At 65.4% G+C, this 19,448-nt stretch carries 18 protein-coding genes; 3 read left to right on the top strand and 15 right to left on the bottom strand.

From position 1 onward, the window contains the following. Positions 1-318: 318 nt before the first annotated feature. The 10 genes from PcP3B5_RS18570 to PcP3B5_RS18525 all read right to left on the bottom strand — a co-directional run bounded on the left by PcP3B5_RS18570 (position 319) and on the right by PcP3B5_RS18525 (position 11,610). The gene (locus PcP3B5_RS18570; protein ID WP_058490158.1) at positions 319-1,914 is read right to left on the bottom strand and encodes an isocitrate lyase; all 1,596 of its coding nucleotides are present in this window, start codon (positions 1,912-1,914) and stop codon (positions 319-321) included. Between the two features lie 489 nt (positions 1,915-2,403). Next, on the bottom strand, positions 2,404-3,219 hold the full coding sequence (locus PcP3B5_RS18565) for a secretin N-terminal domain-containing protein (protein WP_043272076.1): 816 nt from the start codon (positions 3,217-3,219) through the stop codon (positions 2,404-2,406). Further along, positions 3,216-3,833 carry a DUF7931 domain-containing protein gene (locus PcP3B5_RS18560; RefSeq protein WP_009623248.1) on the bottom strand — a complete coding sequence of 206 codons (618 nt, stop codon included), beginning with the start codon at positions 3,831-3,833 and terminating at the stop codon, positions 3,216-3,218. Before PcP3B5_RS18560 ends, PcP3B5_RS18565 begins: the two co-directional genes overlap by 4 nt. Before the next feature lie 10 nt (positions 3,834-3,843). Continuing rightward, a complete protein-coding gene (locus PcP3B5_RS18555; protein ID WP_009623246.1) occupies positions 3,844-4,272 on the bottom strand; it encodes a GNAT family N-acetyltransferase in 429 nt (142 codons plus the stop codon). Further along, positions 4,265-5,440, bottom strand: coding sequence for a ribosomal protein uL16 3-hydroxylase (locus PcP3B5_RS18550; protein WP_043272074.1), 1,176 nt, complete (start codon positions 5,438-5,440; stop codon positions 4,265-4,267). The genes PcP3B5_RS18555 and PcP3B5_RS18550 overlap by 8 nt, the downstream gene beginning before the upstream one ends. A gap of 60 nt (positions 5,441-5,500) precedes the next feature. After that, a complete protein-coding gene (gene purB, locus PcP3B5_RS18545) occupies positions 5,501-6,871 on the bottom strand; it encodes an adenylosuccinate lyase (RefSeq protein WP_009623243.1) in 1,371 nt (456 codons plus the stop codon). Positions 6,872-6,985: 114 nt separating this feature from the next. After that, a complete protein-coding gene (hflD, locus tag PcP3B5_RS18540) occupies positions 6,986-7,612 on the bottom strand; it encodes a high frequency lysogenization protein HflD (protein ID WP_009623241.1) in 627 nt (208 codons plus the stop codon). Beyond that, positions 7,609-8,748 carry a tRNA 2-thiouridine(34) synthase MnmA gene (gene mnmA, locus PcP3B5_RS18535; protein WP_061562088.1) on the bottom strand — a complete coding sequence of 380 codons (1,140 nt, stop codon included), beginning with the start codon at positions 8,746-8,748 and terminating at the stop codon, positions 7,609-7,611. Before mnmA ends, hflD begins: the two co-directional genes overlap by 4 nt. A gap of 40 nt (positions 8,749-8,788) precedes the next feature. Further along, on the bottom strand, positions 8,789-9,256 hold the full coding sequence (locus PcP3B5_RS18530) for an NUDIX hydrolase (RefSeq protein WP_043318288.1): 468 nt from the start codon (positions 9,254-9,256) through the stop codon (positions 8,789-8,791). Between the two features lie 131 nt (positions 9,257-9,387). Beyond that, on the bottom strand, positions 9,388-11,610 hold the full coding sequence (locus PcP3B5_RS18525; RefSeq protein WP_009623237.1) for an NADP-dependent isocitrate dehydrogenase: 2,223 nt from the start codon (positions 11,608-11,610) through the stop codon (positions 9,388-9,390). A gap of 397 nt (positions 11,611-12,007) precedes the next feature. Here PcP3B5_RS18525 and icd point away from each other — a divergent pair, with 397 nt between their 5' ends. Then, on the top strand, positions 12,008-13,264 hold the full coding sequence (gene icd / locus PcP3B5_RS18520) for an NADP-dependent isocitrate dehydrogenase (protein ID WP_009623236.1): 1,257 nt from the start codon (positions 12,008-12,010) through the stop codon (positions 13,262-13,264). 80 nt (positions 13,265-13,344) lie between these two features. Here the strand turns inward: icd and cspD are convergent, their stop codons facing one another. After that, entirely contained in the window at positions 13,345-13,620 is a 276-nt protein-coding gene (gene cspD / locus PcP3B5_RS18515) for a cold shock domain-containing protein CspD (protein WP_043318293.1), read from the bottom strand. A 227-nt stretch (positions 13,621-13,847) separates the two neighbouring features. Here cspD and clpS point away from each other — a divergent pair, with 227 nt between their 5' ends. After that, positions 13,848-14,210, top strand: coding sequence for an ATP-dependent Clp protease adapter ClpS (clpS, locus tag PcP3B5_RS18510; protein WP_024128657.1), 363 nt, complete (start codon positions 13,848-13,850; stop codon positions 14,208-14,210). 27 nt (positions 14,211-14,237) lie between these two features. Next, positions 14,238-16,511 (top strand): ATP-dependent Clp protease ATP-binding subunit ClpA, encoded by a 2,274-nt coding sequence (gene clpA, locus PcP3B5_RS18505; protein ID WP_043272069.1) that lies wholly within the window; start codon positions 14,238-14,240, stop codon positions 16,509-16,511. Between the two features lie 88 nt (positions 16,512-16,599). Here clpA and infA read toward each other — a convergent pair whose 3' ends face one another. The 4 genes from infA to trxB all read right to left on the bottom strand — a co-directional run bounded on the left by infA (position 16,600) and on the right by trxB (position 19,354). Further along, positions 16,600-16,818, bottom strand: a complete 219-nt coding sequence (gene infA, locus PcP3B5_RS18500; RefSeq protein WP_002553999.1) for a translation initiation factor IF-1 — start codon at positions 16,816-16,818, stop codon at positions 16,600-16,602. 101 nt (positions 16,819-16,919) lie between these two features. After that, positions 16,920-17,627 (bottom strand): arginyltransferase, encoded by a 708-nt coding sequence (locus tag PcP3B5_RS18495; protein ID WP_043272068.1) that lies wholly within the window; start codon positions 17,625-17,627, stop codon positions 16,920-16,922. A 31-nt stretch (positions 17,628-17,658) separates the two neighbouring features. Beyond that, positions 17,659-18,363 (bottom strand): leucyl/phenylalanyl-tRNA--protein transferase, encoded by a 705-nt coding sequence (gene aat / locus PcP3B5_RS18490; protein WP_061562087.1) that lies wholly within the window; start codon positions 18,361-18,363, stop codon positions 17,659-17,661. Positions 18,364-18,400: 37 nt separating this feature from the next. Then, positions 18,401-19,354 carry a thioredoxin-disulfide reductase gene (trxB, locus tag PcP3B5_RS18485; RefSeq protein ID WP_061562086.1) on the bottom strand — a complete coding sequence of 318 codons (954 nt, stop codon included), beginning with the start codon at positions 19,352-19,354 and terminating at the stop codon, positions 18,401-18,403. Between the last annotated feature and the right edge of the window lie 94 nt (positions 19,355-19,448).

Genomic DNA, 19,448 nt, shown 5'->3' with positions numbered 1-19,448 from the left:
GGGTTTCGCAGGCTCGACCCGTCCTACGAAGAGCATCTCGGCGTAGCCGGCAAGCCAGTTGTTCACTCCGCGTACTCGCGAAGAGCGCCCTCTCCCCAACCCTCTCCCGCAAGCGGGAGAGGGGGCCGCTCGGAGTAGGCGGATAGTTCAGCGTCAGCCGACGAGTTCGTAGGGCGCATAACCGTTCGCGGTTATGCGCCGCATCTCGGCGGCGGACATGAAAAAACGCCGCTTCCCTGGGGAAGCGGCGTTTTCATTGGTGCTACACCTTTGCGGCTGGGCCGCTTCCCGGCCCCGAGGGGCCGGGCGAACCGGTTCTTAGTGGAACTGGTTCATGGTGTTGTCTTTGCCCGAGGCCTTCAGCGCGGCTTCGCCGGCGAAGTACTCTTTGTGGTTGTCGCCGATGTCGGAGCCAGCCATGTTCTGGTGCTTGACGCAGGCGATGCCCTGGCGGATTTCCTGACGCTGCACGCCCTTCACGTAGGCCAGCATGCCCTGGTCGGCGAAGTAGCCCTTGGCCAGGTTGTCGGTGGACAGGGCCGCAGTGTGGTAGGTCGGCAGGGTGATCAGGTGGTGGAAGATGCCGGCGTGGGCCGAACCGTCGCGCTGGAAGGTGCGGATCTTCTCGTCGGCGATCTGGGCCAGTTCGGTCTCGTCGTACTCGACGCTCATCAGCTTGGCGCGGTCGTAGGCGGAAACGTCCTTGCCTTCGGCGACGAACGCATCGAACACCTGCTGGCGGAAGTTCAGGGTCCAGTTGAACGACGGGCTGTTGTTGTACACCAGCTTGGCGTTCGGGATGACTTCGCGGATGCGGTCAACCATGCCCTTGATCTGGCCAACGTGCGGCTTCTCGGTTTCGATCCACAGCAGGTCGGCGCCGTTCTGCAGCGAGGTGATGCAGTCCAGGACGCAGCGGTCTTCGCCGGTGCCCTTGCGGAACTGGAACAGGTTGGAGGGCAGGCGCTTGGGACGCAGCAGCTTGCCGCCGCGGTTGATCACCACGTCGCCGTTCTGCAGTTCGGCCGGGCTGATCTCGTCGCAGTCCAGGAAGGAGTTGTACTGGTCGCCCAGGTCGCCCGGTTGCTTGGTCACGGCGATCTGCTTGGTCAGGCCGGCGCCCAGGGAGTCGGTACGGGCGACGATCACGCCGTCGTCAACGCCCAGTTCGAGGAAGGCGTAGCGAACGGCGGCGATCTTGGCGAGGAAGTCTTCGTGCGGGACGGTCACTTTACCGTCCTGGTGGCCGCACTGCTTCTCGTCGGAAACCTGGTTCTCGATCTGGATGCAGCAGGCACCGGCTTCGATCATCTTCTTGGCCAGCAGGTAGGTGGCTTCCGGGTTGCCGAAGCCGGCGTCGATGTCGGCGATGATCGGCACCACGTGGGTTTCGTAGTTGTCGATCTGGTTCTGGATCTCTTCCTGCTTGGCCTTGTCGCCGGCTTCGCGGGCGGCGTCCAGGGCGGTGAACAGCAGGTCCAGTTCGCGGGCGTCAGCCTGGCGCAGGAAGGTGTACAGCTCTTCGATCAGGCTGGAGACCGCGGTCTTCTCGTGCATGGACTGGTCGGGCAGCGGGCCGAACTCGGAGCGCAGCGCGGCGACCATCCAGCCGGACAGGTAGAGGTAGCGCTTGTTGGTGGTCTTCAGGTGCTTCTTGATGGAGATCAGCTTCTGCTGACCGATGAAGCCGTGCCAGCAGCCCAGGGACTGGGTGTAGACGGAGGAGTCGGCGTCGTATTCGGCCATGTCCTTGCGCATGATGGCCGCGGTGTACTTGGCGATATCCAGGCCAGTCTTGAAGCGGTTCTGGGCGCGCATACGGGCGACGGACTCGGGGTTGATAGCGCTCCAGCTGCTGCCGAACTTCTCTTTCAGGGCGGCAACGGCCTTGATGTCGTTCTGATATGCGGACATGGTCAACAATCCTTCAAAAAATGTGTTGGTTGAGCACCGACTTCCCACGCAGGGCTCGTGGGATCGCTCGCCGCGGATGGCGAAATGACGACTGGAAGGATTGACGCAGAGGGGGAGGGGTGGCGCGGGCGAACAGGTAGATGATCGCAGCGATGGCATCCGGGATCGCTTGCCGGCTCGTGGCTGCCGTTGGGCGAGGGCGAATGGCTGCATTCGACCATCTTGCTGATACGTTGGTTGCTTCCCCGTCCCTCAGGACAACTTCTTGCCAGTCGCAACCTCGTCATTTCGCCTTGTGGGCTGTAACAACACGGACCGGCACAGCGAGTGGGCTGCGGGCTCGATCCGGAGGCCCGGTTCAGGGCCCCTGGTTAGCGGGAGCGAGGCCATCATGCCTTTCGAACAAACGTTCGTCAAACGTTTTGTAGTGTTTTTTTTGGACTACTACACGAAGGTCTAAGGAGGACTCTCCGGTCACCTTCGGAAGGCTCAGTCGAGCACTTCGACCTTCACCCGCAGGCTGCTGTCGCTGCGCCCCTGGGTGCTGTAATTGCGCGTCAGGCCGCCCTGGCTGCCCTGGCTGTTTTCGCTGACGCCGCCCACCTCGATCCACTCGCCGAGGCGGCCGCTCAGGCGGGTGCTGGCGCCGGCCGTGTCCATGGCGCCGGGGGCGCTGTTGTTGAAGCGGTCGTTGCGGGTGTCCAGGTCGATGTGGACGATGTTGCCGCTCAAGGTGGCGGTCACGTACATGCCGCGGTTGGCGTCGCGGTACTCGGTCTGGCTGTAGACCTGGCCGTAGGGGCCGACGCCGACGTTGTACACCGGTTGGCTCTGGCCGACCTGGATCAGCGCCGGCGAGCCCTCGATGGTCTGGATCTGCTGCACGCCGCCGCTGCGGCTGGCGGTGGAGCTGTCGATGATGCGCACCTGGTCGCGGCCGTGGACCTCGCCGCGGCCGCTGTGGATCTCGACGTTGCCGACGCTGGCCGAGCCGTTCACCGAATAGCCGCTGCGGCTGCGCTGGCTGGAGTCGCTGGTGTCGACGCTGATCAGCAGGCGGTGCGGGCGGGTGTCCAGTTGCTCCAGTACCTGCTGCAGTTCGCGGATCTTCGCCGGCTCGGCGTTGACCACCAACTGGTTGCCGTAGGCGGTCACCCGGCCTTCGTTGCCGAGGACCTGCTGTGCCACCGGGAGGATTTCGTCGGCGGTGCGGTAGCTCAGCGGCAGGATCTCGGTGCGCGGCGCGGCCTGGGCGGCCAGGCTGATGGCGCAGGCGAGGAGCAGGGCGGTTCGGCGATGGCTCACAGCAGGAAGCTCCGCAGGTTCGGGTCGGCGAGGCTGGTGTCCCAGGCCTGGTCGAACTGCGCCTGCAACTGGCGCACCCGGCCGGGGTCGTTGTAGTGGGCGTGGCCGGCGGGCAGCGCCGGTTCGGTTCGCAGCAGCAGGCCGAGCTGGTCGGCGAGCAGGAAGGCCTGTTCCGGGCTCGGGTAGTCCGGGTTGAGCAGGCGGATGTGCAGGTTGCTCGACAGGCGCCGGCTGAGGTTGAGCAGGCGGTGGCCTTCCCTGACCGGGCGGGTGCTGTCGCGCAGGAGGATGCGCAGGCGGTTCTGCGGATGGCGCAGCAGCAGGCGGGTGCAGGCTTCCTGGATGCTGCTGTGGTTGTACAGCCAGGCTTCCAGGTCAGGGCTGTACAGGCACAGGCTGCGGCTGGCCTGCTGCATCAGCGCCAGGGCGTGGGAGCGGGCGGCCTCCGGTTCGCCGAAGCGTTGCAGGCCGCTGGCCTCGCCGAGGCGGAAGGGCGCCGGTTCCCAGGGTTGGGAGGCCGGCAGGTCGGGCGCCGGGTTGTGCACGCTGAAACGCCCCGGGGACTGGAAGTCGATGGCCGGGAGTTGGCCTTCGTGGTCCGGGGCGTCTTTCATCGCGGCTTCCTCAGGCGCTTTCGCGCACCATGTCGACGTGGGGCAGGCCGGCTTCGAGGAATTCGCCGCTGGCCACCTTGAAGCCTAGCCGCTCGTAGAAGGGGATGGCATAGACCTGGGCGGTGAGCAACTGGCGCTTGAGCTGGCGGCGCTCGGCTTCCTCGATGGCGGCGCGCATCAACTGGTCGCCGACCTTCAGCCCGCGCCAGTCCTTGAGTACCGAGACGCGGCCGATGTGGCCGTCGGGCAGCAGGCGCGCCGTGCCGATTGCGTAATCCCCCTCGAAGGCGAGGAAGTGCACGGCTTCCGCGTCCTCGGCATCCCACTCCAGTTCCGGCGGCACCGATTGCTCGGCGATGAAGACCGCCTCGCGGATGCGTCGCAGGTCGGCATTGTCCTTCTGCCAATCGGCCAGGCGAACCCTGATCTTGTTACTCATCGGCAAACTCCAAACTGCCCTGTTTGACCAATTCTGCCAACAGCTTACGCCCATCCTCGTCGCCCAGCCATTGGCCGAGGTTGTCGCTGTGCAGGGCGTCCGCCGAGCACACCAGCTTGAGCAGCGGCTCCATGGCCTTGGGCAGCACCACGCTCTGGCCGCTGGAGAACAGCAGCAGGCCGACGTCCACTTCGCTCCAGGCCAGGCGCGCGCTGGGGTTGCGTACCAGTACGGCGCCGTCTTCCAGGGCCTGCCGCAGGTCCGTGTCGTCGATCTCCTCGCCGGCCACCAGTTCCGGGTAGCGCGGCTCGGTCATGAACTGGCCGAACCAGGTGAGCAGCAGGCGCTCGTCGCTCATGTGCTCCTGCAGCAGGTTCTTCAGGCGGTCGAGGGCGTCGCGCTGGATCTTGTGCTGGTCCTCGCCGCTCTGCACGGCGGCCATGCCGGCGTCGCTGTAGCGCTCCTCGTCGGAGAGGAACTGGGCGAGGAAGTCGGTGAAGTGGGTCAGCACCTCAGCGGCGCTGGGGGCGCGGAAGCCCACCGAGTAGGTCATGCACTCGTCTTCGGCGATGCCGTAGTGGGCCACGCGCGGCGGCAGGTAGAGCATGTCGCCGGGTTCCAGCACCCACTCGTCGCTCTGCTGGAAGTCGGCGAGGATGCGCAGGTCGGCGTGCTGCAGCATCGGGCTGTCGGCGTCGCACAGCTGGCCGACTTTCCAGCGGCGGCGGCCGTGGCCCTGCAGCAGGAACACGTCGTAGTTGTCGAAGTGCGGGCCGACGCCGCCGCCGGGAGCCGCGTAGCTGATCATCACGTCGTCGATGCGCCAGCTGGGCAGGAACTTGAAGTGCTCCAGCAGTTCGGCGACTTCCGGCACGAACTGGTCGACGGCCTGCACCAGCAGGGTCCAGTCGCGCTCGGGCAGTTCCTTGTAGGTGTCCTCGCTGAAGGGGCCGCGGCGCATTTCCCAGGGGGTGTTGCCGTGTTCGAGGACGATGCGCGACTCGACGCTGTCTTCCAGGGACAGGCCGGCCAGCTCGTCGGCCTCCAGCGGGCTTTCGAAACCGGGGATGGCCTGGCGCACCAGCAGGGGTTTCTTCTGCCAGTAGTCGCGGAGGAATTCATCGGCGCTGATGCCGCCCAGGAGCTGAAGAGGAATAGCAGGATTCATATGTAAGTCCTTGAAACAAAAACGCCCGGCACAGCCGGGCGTGCAAATGTTCAGCGCATGTCAGATGCGCTTGGCCTGGGCGGCGGCGTTGCCGATGTAGTTCGCCGGGGTCAGCTTCTTCAGCTCGGCCTTGGCTTCGGCGGGCATGTCGAGGCCGTCGATGAACACCTGCAGGGCCTTGGCGCTGATGCCTTTGCCGCGGGTCAGCTCCTTGAGCTTCTCGTAGGGGTTCTCGATGCCGTAGCGGCGCATCACGGTCTGCACCGGCTCGGCCAGGACTTCCCAGCAGGCATCCAGGTCTTCGGCGATGCGCGCGGCGTTCAGCTCCAGCTTGCCGATGCCCTTGAGGCTGGCTTCATAGGCGATGACGCTGTGGGCGAAACCGACGCCCAGGTTGCGCAGCACGGTGGAGTCGGTCAGGTCGCGCTGCCAGCGGGAGATCGGCAGCTTGCTGGCCAAGTGCTGGAAGATCGCGTTGGCGATGCCCAGGTTGCCTTCGGAGTTCTCGAAGTCGATCGGGTTGACCTTGTGCGGCATGGTCGAGGAGCCGATCTCGCCGGCCACGGTCTTCTGCTTGAAGTAGCCCAGGGAGATGTAGCCCCAGACGTCGCGGTCGAAGTCGATGAGGATGGTGTTGAAGCGGGCGATGGCGTCGAACAGCTCGGCGATGTAGTCGTGCGGCTCGATCTGGGTGGTGTAGGGGTTCCAGGCCAGGCCCAGGTCATGGACGATGAACTCGCGGGCGTTGGCTTCCCAGTCCACCTGCGGGTAGGCCGACAGGTGGGCGTTGTAGTTGCCCACGGCGCCGTTGATCTTGCCCAGCAGCTCGACCGCGGCGACCTGCTTGATCTGCCGCTCCAGGCGGTAGACCACGTTGGCCAGTTCCTTGCCCAGGGTGGTCGGCGACGCCGGCTGGCCGTGGGTGCGCGAGAGCATGGGCACGTCGGCGAACTGGACCGCCAGCTCGCGGATCGCCTCGGCGATCTGGCGCATCAGCGGCAGCAGCACCTGGTCACGGCCTTCGCGCAACATCAGGGCGTGGGACAGGTTGTTGATGTCCTCGCTGGTGCAGGCGAAGTGGATGAATTCGCTGACCTTGGCCAGCTCCGGCAGCTTGGCCGCCTGTTCCTTGAGCAGGTACTCCACGGCTTTCACGTCGTGGTTGGTGGTGCGTTCGATTTCCTTGATGCGCTGCGCGTGCTCCAGCTGGAAGTCCTCGGCCAGCTTGTCGAGCAGGGCGTTGGCTTCGCCGGAGAAGGGCGCCACCTCGGGGATGCCGGCGTGCGCCGCGAGGCGCTGCAGCCAGCGGACCTCTACCAGGACGCGGAAACGGATCAGGCCGTACTCGCTGAAGATCGGACGCAGGGCGCTGGTCTTGCTGCCGTAACGGCCGTCGACGGGGGAAACCGCGGTGAGGGAGGAAAGCTGCATGGGGCGTTCTCGTGGCTGTCGGTCAACGAAAAGGGCGCACATCATACACGAACGAACGCGCTTTCGCCCGTACTCGCTGCCGCACGAAGACGCCCGGGCGGGCGCCTCGGCGGATCAGTCGGTGCCGCGCAGGATCGGGCGCAGCTCGCCCAGCAGCTTGCGCCGGCCGAACACCATTTGCCAGCGGTTGCCGCCCAGCTGCCGCCACAGGCGCGCCGAGCGGATGCCGGCCAGCAGCAGGGCGCGGATGCGCGCGGCGTTGGCGTTGATCTGCAGGTAGCGCATGTCGCCATGCACCTGGATGCGCTGGCGGAAGGTGCTCAGGGTGTCCTGGTAGAGGCCGGCGCAGGAGGCGATGACGTTCTCGTGGACCAGGCCGAAGTGCTGCACCTGCTGCTGCACCTGGTCCAGGCGCGAGCCGATCAGGTCGAGCATGTCGTCGCGCTTGGCCAGTTGGCGTTCCAGGCCGATCAGCGACAGCGCATAGCGCAGCGGTTCGCGCTGCAGGCTGTTGGGATCGCGCTCCAGGGCGCTGGCCAGGGCGCGCAGGCCCTCGCGCAGGTTGTGGATGTCGCCGCCGAACACGTCCAGGGTGGTCTTCGGCTCGCGCACCAGCAGGCTGCCGAGCATGCAGCCCAGCGGGGCTTCGGGAATCTGCCCGGTGCGGGCCAGGCGGTCCACCAGGGCGGCGGCTTCGAAGACGCCGGCGAGGGCGATCAGTTGGTCGCGCAACTCGCTCATGCACGCTCCTTCGCGTAGGCCGGTTCGGCCGATTCGATCACACCACCGCCCAGGCACACCTCGCCGTCGTAGAACACCACGGACTGACCCGGGGTGACGGCGCGCTGCGGCTGGTCGAACACCGCGCGGTAGCCGTCGGCGGTGCGTTCCAGCACGCAGTCCTGGTCGGCCTGGCGGTAGCGCACCTTGGCGCGCAGGGCGCGCGGCTCGGGCAGCTCCAGCGGGTTCACCCAGAAGATGCTGGAGGCGTGCAGGGCGCGGGAGAACAGCCAGGGGTGGTCGTTGCCCTGGCCGACGATCAGCACGTTGCGCGCCAGGTCCTTCTCCAGCACGTACCAGGGGCTGTCGTCGGCGTTCTTCATGCCGCCGATGCCCAGGCCCTGGCGCTGGCCGATGGTGTGGTACATGAGCCCGGCGTGGCGGCCGATGACGGTGCCGTCGGTGGTCTCGATGTCGCCCGGCTGGGCCGGCAGGTACTGCTTGAGGAAGTCGCTGAAGCGCCGTTCGCCGATGAAGCAGATGCCGGTGGAGTCCTTCTTCTTCGCCGTAGCCAGGCCGTATTTCTCGGCGATGGCGCGCACTTCCGGCTTCTCCAGCTCGCCGACCGGGAACAGCGTCCTGGCGATCTGCTCGCCGCCCACGGCGTGGAGGAAGTAGCTCTGGTCCTTGTTCGGGTCCAGGCCCTTGAGTAGCTCGGTGCGGCCGTCGATGTCGAGGCGGCGCACGTAGTGGCCGGTGGCGATCAGGTCGGCGCCCAGGGCCAGGGCGTAGTCGAGGAAGGCTTTGAACTTGATCTCGCGGTTGCACAGGATGTCCGGATTCGGCGTGCGCCCGGCCTGGTATTCGGCGAGGAAGTACTCGAAGACGTTGTCCCAGTACTCGGCGGCGAAGTTGGCGGTGTGCAGCTTGATGCCAATGCGGTCGCAGACGGCCTGGGCGTCGGCCAGGTCGGTCATGGCGGTGCAGTATTCGGTGCCGTCGTCCTCTTCCCAGTTCTTCATGAATAGGCCTTCCACCTCGTAGCCCTGCTCCTTGAGCAGGAGGGCGGAAACCGAAGAGTCCACGCCGCCGGACATGCCGACGATGACGCGGCCCTTGCCGGGCTGGACGGGGGAGGTGGTGCTGGAATCGGACATGGCGGGCTATCGCAGGCGTCGGTGCAAAAGCGGGATTCTATCAGGCCGGGTTCGGCACGGGCAGTTCGGCGTCGCGGATCAGCGCCAGGGGGAAGCGTCCGCCGGCCAGGTAGTCGTCGATGCAGCGCGCTACCAGGTGGCTGCGCCAGCTGTCCCGGCAGGCTTCCAGCTCGTCGCGGGTCAGCCAGCGCGGGCCGATGATGCCGTCGTCCAGCGGCAGTTCCGGGCGGTGCCGCAGCGGGCGGGCGGCGAAGCATACGCGCTGGTAGGTCACGCCGTTGCTGGGGGCGGTGTAGAGGTAGATGCCGGTGACCGCGGTCAGCTCGACTTCCCAGCCGGTTTCTTCGAGGGTTTCGCGTACGGCTGCCTGCAGCAGGCTCTCGTCGGCCTCCAGGTGGCCGGCGGGCTGGTTCAGCACGGTCTTGCCGTGGGAGGTTTCCTCTACCAGCAGGAAGCGGCCCTGGTCTTCGACGATGGTTGCGACTGTGATATGCGGTTGCCAGCGCATGGGCGGTCCTCCGGGGGAAATGGGCATGATAACGCTGGAGGGTGGGGTGGTGTTGGGTGGAGGCGCAGCCCCGGAAAAGCAAAAACCCCGGCACCAGGCCGGGGTTTTCGTCGGTCACGCTAGCCTTCGATTCAGTTCAGCGAGTCGATGGCGGCGTTGAAGGTGGCGCTGGGGCGCATCACCTGGCTGGTTTTCTCCGGGTTGGAGCGGTAGTAGCCACCGATGTCCACGGCCTTGCCCTGGGCGCCGTTCAGTTCGGCGACGATGGTCGCTTCCTGCTCGGTCAAGGTCTTGGCCAGCGGGGTGAAGTGGGCTTTCAGCTCGGCGTCTTCGTTCTGCGCGGCCAGGGCCTGGGCCCAGTACAGCGCCAGGTAGAAGTGGCTGCCGCGGTTGTCGATCTCGCCGACCTTGCGCGCCGGGGACTTGTTGTTGTCCAGCAGCTTGCCGGTGGCCTCGTCGAGGGTCTTGCCCAGGACCTTGGCCTTGGCGTTGCCGGTCTTGATGCCTTCTTCTTCCAGGGACACGGCCAGGGCCAGGAACTCGCCCAGGGAATCCCAGCGCAGGTAGTTCTCTTCAACCAGCTGCTGCACGTGCTTGGGCGCCGAACCGCCGGCGCCGGTCTCGTACATGCCGCCGCCAGCCATCAGCGGAACGATGGACAGCATCTTGGCCGAGGTGCCCAGTTCCATGATCGGGAACAGGTCGGTCAGGTAGTCGCGCAGGACGTTGCCGGTCACCGAGATGGTGTCCTGGCCGCGGATCATGCGCTCCATGCTGGTGCGGATGGCTTCGTTGTAGCCCTTGATGCTGATGTCCAGGCCGGTCAGGTCGTGGTCCTTCAGGTACAGCTCGACCTTCTTGCGCAGCTCGTTGTCGTGGGCGCGCTCCGGGTCCAGCCAGAAGATGGCCGGGGTGTTGGACTGGCGGGCGCGGGTGACGGCCAGCTTGACCCAGTCGCGGATCGGGGCGTCCTTGGTCTGGCAGGCGCGCCAGATGTCGCCGGCTTCGACTTCGTGCTGCATCAGCACCTTGCCGTCTTCGTCGACCACGCGCATGGTGCCGTCGGCTTCCATCTCGAAGGTCTTGTCGTGGGAGCCGTATTCCTCGGCCTTCTGCGCCATCAGGCCGACGTTCGGCACGCTGCCCATGGTGGTCGGGTCGAAGGCGCCGTTGGTCTTGCAGAAGTTGATCATCTCCTGGTAGATGCGGGCGTAGGTGCTCTCCGGCATCACCGCCTTGGTGTCCTTCTGCTTGCCGTCCTTGCCCCACATCTGACCCGAGTTGCGGATCATCGCCGGCATCGAGGCGTCGACGATCACGTCGCTGGGGATGTGCAGGTTGGTGATGCCCTTGACCGAGTCGACCATCGCCATTTCCGGACGGTGGCTGTACACCTCGTGGATGTCGTGGAGGATCTCTTCCTGCTGCGAGGCCGGCAGCGACTTGATCTTGTCGTAGACGCTGGAGATGCCGTTGTTCGGGTTCACGCCCAGCTCGTCGAACAGTTGGCCCCACTTGTCGAACACGTCCTTGTAGTAGACGGTGACGGCGTGGCCGAAGACAATCGGGTGGGAGATCTTCATCATGGTCGCCTTGACGTGCAGGGACCACATGACGCCGGTTTCCTTGCAGTCCTGCAGGGTCTTCTCGAAGAAGGCGCGCAGCTTGTTGCAGCTCATGAACATGCTGTCGAGGACTTCGCCTTCCTGCATCTTCAGGGTTTTCTTCAGCTCGACCTTGCCGTCCTTGCCGACGAACTCGATGCGAACTTCACCGGCCTTGGGGATGGTGACCGACTGCTCGCTGGAGAAGAAGTCGCCGCCACGCATGTAGTCGGCGTGGGAGCGCGAGGCCATGCTCCACTTGCCCATGCTGTGCGGGTGCTTGCGGGCATAGGCCTTGACCGCGGCGGGGGCGCGGCGGTCGGAGTTGCCTTCGCGCAGGACCGGGTTCACGGCGCTGCCCAGGACCTTGGCGTAGCGGGCGCGGGTGTCTTTCTCTTCGTCGGTCTGCGGGTCTTCCGGGAAGTCCGGGATGGCGTAGCCCAGGGCCTGCAGCTCGGCGATGGCGCCCTTGAGCTGGGGTACCGACGCGCTGATGTTCGGCAGCTTGATGATGTTGGCGTCGGGGGCGGTGGCCAGCTTGGCCAGGTAGGCCAGGTCGTCTTCGATGGCCTTGTCGCCGAGCTTGTCGGTGAAGGCGGCGAGGATGCGTCCTGCAAGAGAGATGTCGCGGGTTTCGACGTCAATGTCGGCGGAGGCGGCGAACGCCTTGACGATCGGGAGGAGCGAGTAGGTGGCGAGGGCGGGTGCTTCGTCGGTGAAGGTGTAGGTGATCTTCGAGCGGTTGGACATCTACTATGACTCTCTTCTTTGCTGGGCGCGCACAGAGTCTCGATACGCCTTGGTGGGCGCTTTCGTCCGACACGGCAAGGTGCCGGCATTCGAGAATTGCCGCGGGGATATAGGGGCGCCAGTAGAGCGTTGTACGACCGCGTCAGGGTGGCGACGTGGCCGTTGCGAGGGGAGGGGGTCTGGTCCCAGACGGCTCGGACCTCGATGACTGTGAAGTCACGGCGCGCAGTATACCACTCTCGCGGCGGGGTGACGCACCCGCGGCTTTTAGACTAAGGCATAAGATTGTGGTTAGGGGCCGGCAACTGGGCTACCCTCAGGAACCCGGGCCTGTTCCCGTCACGCCGCGACGAAGCGGGGCTGGTCCCTGAGGTTCAACCACAGCACGGAGTTCAGCATGGGATACCAGAAGATCCAGGTGCCGGCCGCAGGTGAGCGCATCACCGTCAATGCCGACAATTCCCTGAAGGTACCGAACAACCCGATCATTCCCTACATCGAAGGCGACGGCATAGGCGTGGACATCAGTCCGGTCATGATCGACGTCGTCGATGCGGCAGTGGAAAAGGCCTACAGCGGACAGCGCAAGATCGCCTGGATGGAGGTCTATGCCGGCGAGAAGGCCACCCAGGTCTACGACCAGGACACCTGGCTGCCCGAAGAGACCCTGGAAGCCGTGCGCGACTACGTGGTGTCCATCAAGGGCCCGCTGACCACCCCCGTCGGCGGCGGCATCCGCTCCCTCAACGTGGCCCTGCGCCAGCAGCTCGACCTCTACGTCTGCCTGCGCCCGGTGCGCTGGTTCGAGGGTGTGCCCAGCCCGGTGAAGAAGCCCGGCGACGTGGACATGGTGATCTTCCGCGAGAACTCCGAGGACATCTACGCCGGCGTCGAATGGAAGGCCGGTTCGCCCGAAGCCGAGAAGGTCATCAAGTTCCTCACCGAGGAGATGGGCGTCAAGAAGATCCGCTTCACCGAGAACTGCGGCATCGGCATCAAGCCGGTCTCCCGCGACGGCACCCGGCGCCTGGTGCGCAAGGCCCTGCAGTACGCCGTGGACAACGACCGCAGCTCGGTCACCCTGGTGCACAAGGGCAACATCATGAAATTCACCGAGGGCGCCTTCAAGGACTGGGGCTACGAGCTGGCCCGCGAGGAGTTCGGCGCCGAGCTGCTGGACGGCGGCCCCTGGATGCAATTCAAGAACCCGGTGACCGGCAAGAACATCGTGGTCAAGGACGTGATCGCCGACGCCATGCTGCAGCAGATCCTGCTGCGCCCGGCCGAGTACGACGTGATCGCCACCCTGAACCTGAACGGCGACTACCTCTCCGACGCCCTGGCGGCGGAAGTGGGCGGCATCGGCATCGCGCCGGGGGCCAACCTGTCGGATTCGGTGGCCATGTTCGAGGCGACCCACGGCACCGCGCCCAAGTACGCCGGGCAGGACAAGGTCAACCCCGGCTCGCTGATCCTCTCCGCCGAGATGATGCTGCGCCACATGGGCTGGACCGAGGCGGCCGACCTGATCATCAAGGGGATGAACGGCGCCATCGCGGCCAAGACCGTGACCTACGACTTCGAGCGGCTGATGGACGGCGCCAAGCTGGTGTCCTGCTCGGAGTTCGGCGAGGCCATGATCGCCAGGATGTAACGGGCGTGAGACAACGAAAAAAGGCCGGTTCTCACCGGCCTTTTTTCATCGCTTCGCCGGAAATGGCGGGGCAGGGGGAATCAGGCTTCTGCGGTGACGCTCTGCACCTCGCTGCTGGGGCTGGCCTGGGCGGCGCTGGCCGGCGCGCCGGCGCCGATCGGCTGGATGTTCACCGCATGCAGACCCTTCGGACCTTGCAGGATCTCGAAGCTGACCGGCTGGCCGGCCTTGAGCGTCTTGTAGCCATCCATCTGGATTGCCGAGTAATGAGCGAACAGGTCCTCATCTCGGCCGTCGGCCAGGATGAATCCATAGCCCTTGGCGTTGTTGAACCACTTGACCTTACCGCTGAGCATGCTGATATCCCTCTGCAAAGGACTCCATCGCTGGAGTATCATCCACTACGATTCCGCTCCAGCCCCAGAGGTTCCAGGGCCGCAGAACGCCTGATACCCGCTGTGGGGTATCCTTTGTTTGTAACACCGTTTCGGGGTTAGTCAAGGCGCTCTCGTCCGTGCCTGAGATTCCGGTCAAACTCCACTCAGGCCTTTAATTCCCACGTTGCGAACCCATTTATTCCAGCATGCATGCAAGTAGCCAGATTCGACTAACATTCAATCAGGACCGTCCCGATCCCCTCGAGGAAGAGGGGGCCGGGCTTGCGGTCGAGGAATCCAAGCCGGCCCTGAAACCTCCGCCGATGTACAGGGTCATCATGTTCAACGATGACTACACGCCGATGGATTTCGTGGTAGAGGTACTGGAGCTGTACTTCAACATGAACCGGGAGCAGGCGACCAAGGTCATGTTGACGGTACATACTCAAGGTAAGGCGGTCTGCGGCACGTTCACCCGTGACATCGCCGAGACCAAGGCCATGCAGGTCAATCAATATGCGAGGGAGAGCCAGCATCCACTGTTGTGTGAGATTGAGAAAGAAAGCTGATGCGGATGTTTGGAGCGAGGTGAAGCCATGTTGAATCGAGAGCTCGAAGTCACCCTCAATCTCGCCTTCAAGGAAGCGCGGGCAAAACGGCATGAGTTCATGACCGTCGAGCACCTGCTGCTGGCGCTCCTGGACAACGAGGCGGCGGCCACGGTGCTGCGCGCCTGCGGGGCGAACCTGGACAAGCTGCGTCGTGATCTGCAGGAATTCATCGATTCCACCACGCCGCTGATCCCGCAGCACGACGAGGACCGCGAGACCCAGCCGACCCTGGGCTTCCAGCGCGTGCTGCAGCGCGCCGTGTTCCACGTGCAGAGTTCGGGCAAGCGCGAAGTGACCGGCGCCAACGTGCTGGTGGCGATCTTCAGCGAGCAGGAGAGCCAGGCGGTGTTCCTGCTCAAGCAGCAGAGCGTGGCCCGTATAGATGTGGTGAACTACATCGCCCACGGCATCTCCAAGGTGCCGGGCCATGCCGAGCACCCGGAAAGCGACCAGGAAATGCAGGACGAGGAGGGCGGCGAGTCCTCCACCTCCAGCCACCCGCTGGACGCCTACGCCAGCAACCTCAACGACCTGGCGCGCCAGGGCCGCATCGACCCGCTGGTAGGCCGCGAGGCCGAGGTGGAGCGCGTGGCGCAGATCCTCGCCCGGCGGCGCAAGAACAACCCGCTGCTGGTGGGCGAGGCCGGCGTCGGCAAGACCGCCATCGCCGAAGGCCTGGCCAAGCGCATCGTCGACGGCCAGGTGCCGGACCTGCTGGCCGACAGCGTGGTCTACTCCCTGGACCTGGGCGCGCTGCTGGCCGGCACCAAGTACCGCGGCGACTTCGAGAAGCGCTTCAAGGCGCTGCTCAACGAGCTGCGCAAGCGCCCGCACGCGGTGCTGTTCATCGACGAAATCCACACCATCATCGGCGCCGGCGCGGCGTCCGGCGGGGTGATGGACGCGTCCAACCTGCTCAAGCCGCTGCTGTCCTCCGGGGAAATCCGCTGCATCGGCTCGACCACCTTCCAGGAATTCCGCGGCATCTTCGAGAAGGACCGGGCCCTGGCGCGGCGCTTCCAGAAGGTGGACGTCACAGAGCCGTCGGTGGAAGACACCGTGGGTATCCTCAAGGGCCTGAAGCCGCGCTTCGAGCAGCACCACCACATCGAGTACAGCGACGAGGCCCTGCGTGCCGCCGCCGAACTGGCTGCGCGCTACATCAACGACCGGCACATGCCGGACAAGGCCATCGACGTCATCGACGAAGCCGGCGCCTACCAGCGCCTGCAGCCGGAAGAGAAGCGCGTGAAGCGCATCGAGGTGGCCCAGGTCGAGGACATAGTGGCGAAGATCGCGCGGATTCCGCCGAAGCACGTCACCAGCTCGGACAAGGAGCTGCTGCGCAACCTCGAGCGCGACCTCAAGCTGACGGTGTTCGGCCAGGATGCGGCCATCGAGTCGCTGTCCACCGCCATCAAGCTGTCCCGCGCGGGCCTGAAGTCGCCGGACAAGCCGGTCGGCTCCTTCCTCTTCGCCGGCCCCACCGGGGTGGGCAAGACCGAGGTCGCCCGCCAGTTGGCCAAGGCGATGGGCGTGGAGCTGGTGCGCTTCGACATGTCCGAGTACATGGAGCGGCATACCGTGTCGCGGCTGATCGGCGCCCCTCCGGGCTACGTCGGCTTCGACCAGGGCGGCCTGCTCACCGAGGCCATCACCAAGACGCCGCACTGCGTGCTGCTGCTGGACGAGATCGAGAAGGCCCACCCGGAAGTCTTCAACCTGCTGCTGCAGGTGATGGACCACGGCACCCTGACCGACAACAACGGGCGCAAGGCGGACTTCCGCAACGTCATCGTCATCATGACCACCAACGCCGGCGCGGAAACCGCAGCGCGGGCCTCCATCGGCTTCAGCCAGCAGGACCACGCCAGCGATGCCATGGAAGTGATCAAGAAGAGCTTCACGCCGGAGTTCCGCAACCGCCTGGACACCATCATCCAGTTCGGCCGGCTCAGCCACGAGACGATCAAGAGCGTGGTCGACAAGTTCCTCACCGAGCTGCAGGCGCAGCTGGAGGACAAGCGCGTCCAGCTGGAGGTCAGCGACGTGGCGCGCAACTGGCTGGCGGAGAAGGGCTACGACCCGCAGATGGGCGCGCGCCCGATGGCACGGCTGATCCAGGACAAGATCAAGCGGCCTCTGGCCGAGCAGATCCTGTTCGGCGAACTGGCTGAGCACGGCGGCGTGGCGCACATCGACCTGAAGGACGGCGAGCTGGTCTTCGAGTACGAGGTGGTCACCGCGGAGCCGGCCTGACGGTCGGCCTCGCGGCCCAAATGCAAACGCCCGGCAATTCCGGGCGTTTTGCTATTCGTCCGGGCCGAGGCCCGGATTCACCTTGCGCTCAACGGGCGCGGTAGGTGATGCGACCCTTGCTCAGGTCGTAGGGCGTCAGTTCGACGCGAACCTTGTCGCCGGTGAGGATGCGGATGTAATTCTTGCGCATCTTACCGGAGATGTGCGCGGTAACGACGTGCCCGTTCTCCAACTCCACGCGGAACATGGTGTTGGGCAGGGTGTCGACGACAGTGCCTTCCATTTCGAAGCTGTCTTCTTTCGACATGCAGTAGAGCCCTCGGTGTCTATGAATGGCCTGGGTGGCCTGAAAAAAGGCGAGTATTGTGCCTGAAATCCGCGTCATACGCCAGAAGCGGAGTGCCGGCTTCAGCTGAGGGCTACCCAGCGCTGGTTGACGAAGAGTTCGATCGGCCGGTACTGGGTCTTGTAGTTCATCTTCCGGCAGTTCTTGATCCAGTAGCCCAGGTACACCGCGTACAGGCCCAGGCGTTCGGTCTCGGCGATCTGCCAGAGGATGGCGTAGCGTCCCAGGCTGCGGCGTTCCTCGTCGGGGTCGTAGAAGGTGTAGACCGCCGACAGGCCGTTGGGCAGCACGTCGGTGACCGCCACGGCGAGCAGGCGGCCCTGCAGGCGGAACTCGTAGAAGCAGCTGAACGGCAGGTCGCGCACCAGGAAGGTGCTGAACTGGTCGCGGCTGGGCGGGTACATGTCGCCGTCGGCGTGGCGCTGCTCGATGTAGCGCATGTACAGCGCGTAGTACTCCTCGGTGAAGGCCGGGCGGCGCTTGAGCACCTTGAGATCGGCGTTGCGCTTGATGATGCGCTTCTGCTGGCGGTTGGGCTGGAAGCCCGCGGCGGGGATGCGCGCCGGGATGCAGGCGGTGCAGTGCTGGCAGTGCGGGCGATAGAGGTGCTCGCCGCTGCGGCGGAAACCGACTTCCGACAACGAAGCGTACAGCTGCGCGTCCATGGGCTGGCTGGGATCGAGGAACAGGGTGGTGGCCTGCTCCTCGGGCAGATAGCTGCATGGATGCGGCTGCGTCGCGTAGAACTTCAGTCGGGCCAGTTCGGTCATGGTCAACCCCCGCGATAACCCTCTGGCAAGTTTATGCCAGTCCGCGCGAGTCCGCTTGCGAACGCCAGTCGCAGAGCGGCGTTTCGTCGAGATGACGGCGCAGGTGGCTGGCGAAATCGGCACGGCTGATGGCGCGGGCGCCGAAGCTGTGCAGGTGCTGGGTGGGCATCTGGCAGTCGATCAATACGAACCCGGCGGCGCGCAGATGTTGCACCAGGGTGACGAATGCCACCTTGGAGGCGTTGTCGGCGCGGCTGAACATGGACTCGCCGAAGAACAGCCGGCCCATGGCCAGGCCGTAGAGGCCGCCGACCAGGTGGTCGCCGTCCCAGCTTTCCACCGAGTGGGCGATGCCCATGCGGTGCAACTGGCGGTAGGCGTCCTGCATCGGCTGGGTGATCCAGGTGCCGTCTGCGTAGTCGCGTGGCGCGGCGCAGGCGGCGATGACCCGGTCGAAGGCCGTATCGAAGGTCACCCGGTAGCGGCCCTGGCGCAGGCACTTGGCCAGGCTGCGGGAAACGTGCAGTTCGTCGGGGAAGAGTACGGTGCGCGGGTCCGGCGACCACCAGAGGATCGGCTGGTCGTCCTGGTACCAGGGGAAGCAGCCGTGGCGGTAGGCGGCCACCAGGCGGCGCGGATCGAGGTCGCCGCCGGCCGCGAGCAGGCCGTTGGGCTCGTGCAGGGCCTGTTCGAGGGGCGGGAAGTCGAAATTGCCGCGGGAAAGCCAGCTGAGCATGGCGGGGTAGGGGAGGGCGGGGCCCTCCCCGGGCCTGTCAGTGACTGTCGTCGAGGTATTTCTCGGCGTCCAGCGCGGCCATGCAGCCGGCGCCGGCCGAGGTGATGGCCTGGCGGTAGACGTGGTCGGCCACGTCGCCGGCGGCGAACACGCCGGGGATGCTGGTGGCGGTGGCGTTGCCTTCGCCGCCACCCTTGACCACCAGGTAGCCGTCACGCATTTCCAGCTGGCCGGTGAACAGGTCGGTATTGGGCTTGTGGCCGATGGCGATGAACACGCCAGCCAGGTCCAGTTGGCGGGTCTCGCCGCTGTCCACGTCCTTCAGGCGCACGCCGATCACGCCCATCTCGTCGCCCAGGACCTCGTCCAGGGTGGTGTTCCAGTGCAGGCGCACGTTGCCGTTTTTGGCCTTCTCGAACAGCTTGTCCTGGAGGATCTTCTCCGAGCGCAGCTTGTCGCGGCGGTGGATCAGGTGCACTTCCTTGGCGATGTTGGCCAGGTACAGCGCTTCCTCGACCGCGGTGTTGCCGCCGCCGACCACGCAGACCACCTGGTTGCGGTAGAAGAAGCCGTCGCAGGTGGCGCAGGCGGAGACGCCCTTGCCCATGAAGGCCTCTTCCGAGCTCATGCCCAGGTACTGCGCGGAGGCACCGGTGGCGATGATCAGCGCGTCGCAGCTGTAGGTGCCGCTGTCGCCCTTGAGGATGAACGGCTTGCCCTGCAACTCGGCGGTGTGGATGTGGTCGTAGACGATCTCGGTATCGAAACGCTTGGCGTGCTGCTCCATGCGCTCCATCAGGGCCGGACCGGTCAGGCCTTCGACGTCGCCCGGCCAGTTGTCGACCTCGGTGGTGGTGGTGAGCTGGCCGCCGGGCTGGATGCCGGTGATGACAACAGGCTTGAGGTTGGCCCGCGCGGCGTACACGGCAGCGGTGTAACCCGCCGGGCCGGAGCCCAGGACGATCAGGCGCGAATGCTTGACTTCACTCATAAAAAGACTCCATAAGCCTTTGTCACGTAAGAGAATGCATGCTCCAATTGAGCAGCCGTGAAACCTTGGTGGGCTATGCTACACCGAACCTGGA

Source organism: Pseudomonas citronellolis (assembly GCF_001586155.1).
Taxonomy (GTDB): Bacteria; Pseudomonadota; Gammaproteobacteria; order Pseudomonadales; family Pseudomonadaceae; genus Pseudomonas; species Pseudomonas citronellolis.
This window is presented reverse-complemented; position numbering and strand designations above follow the sequence as displayed.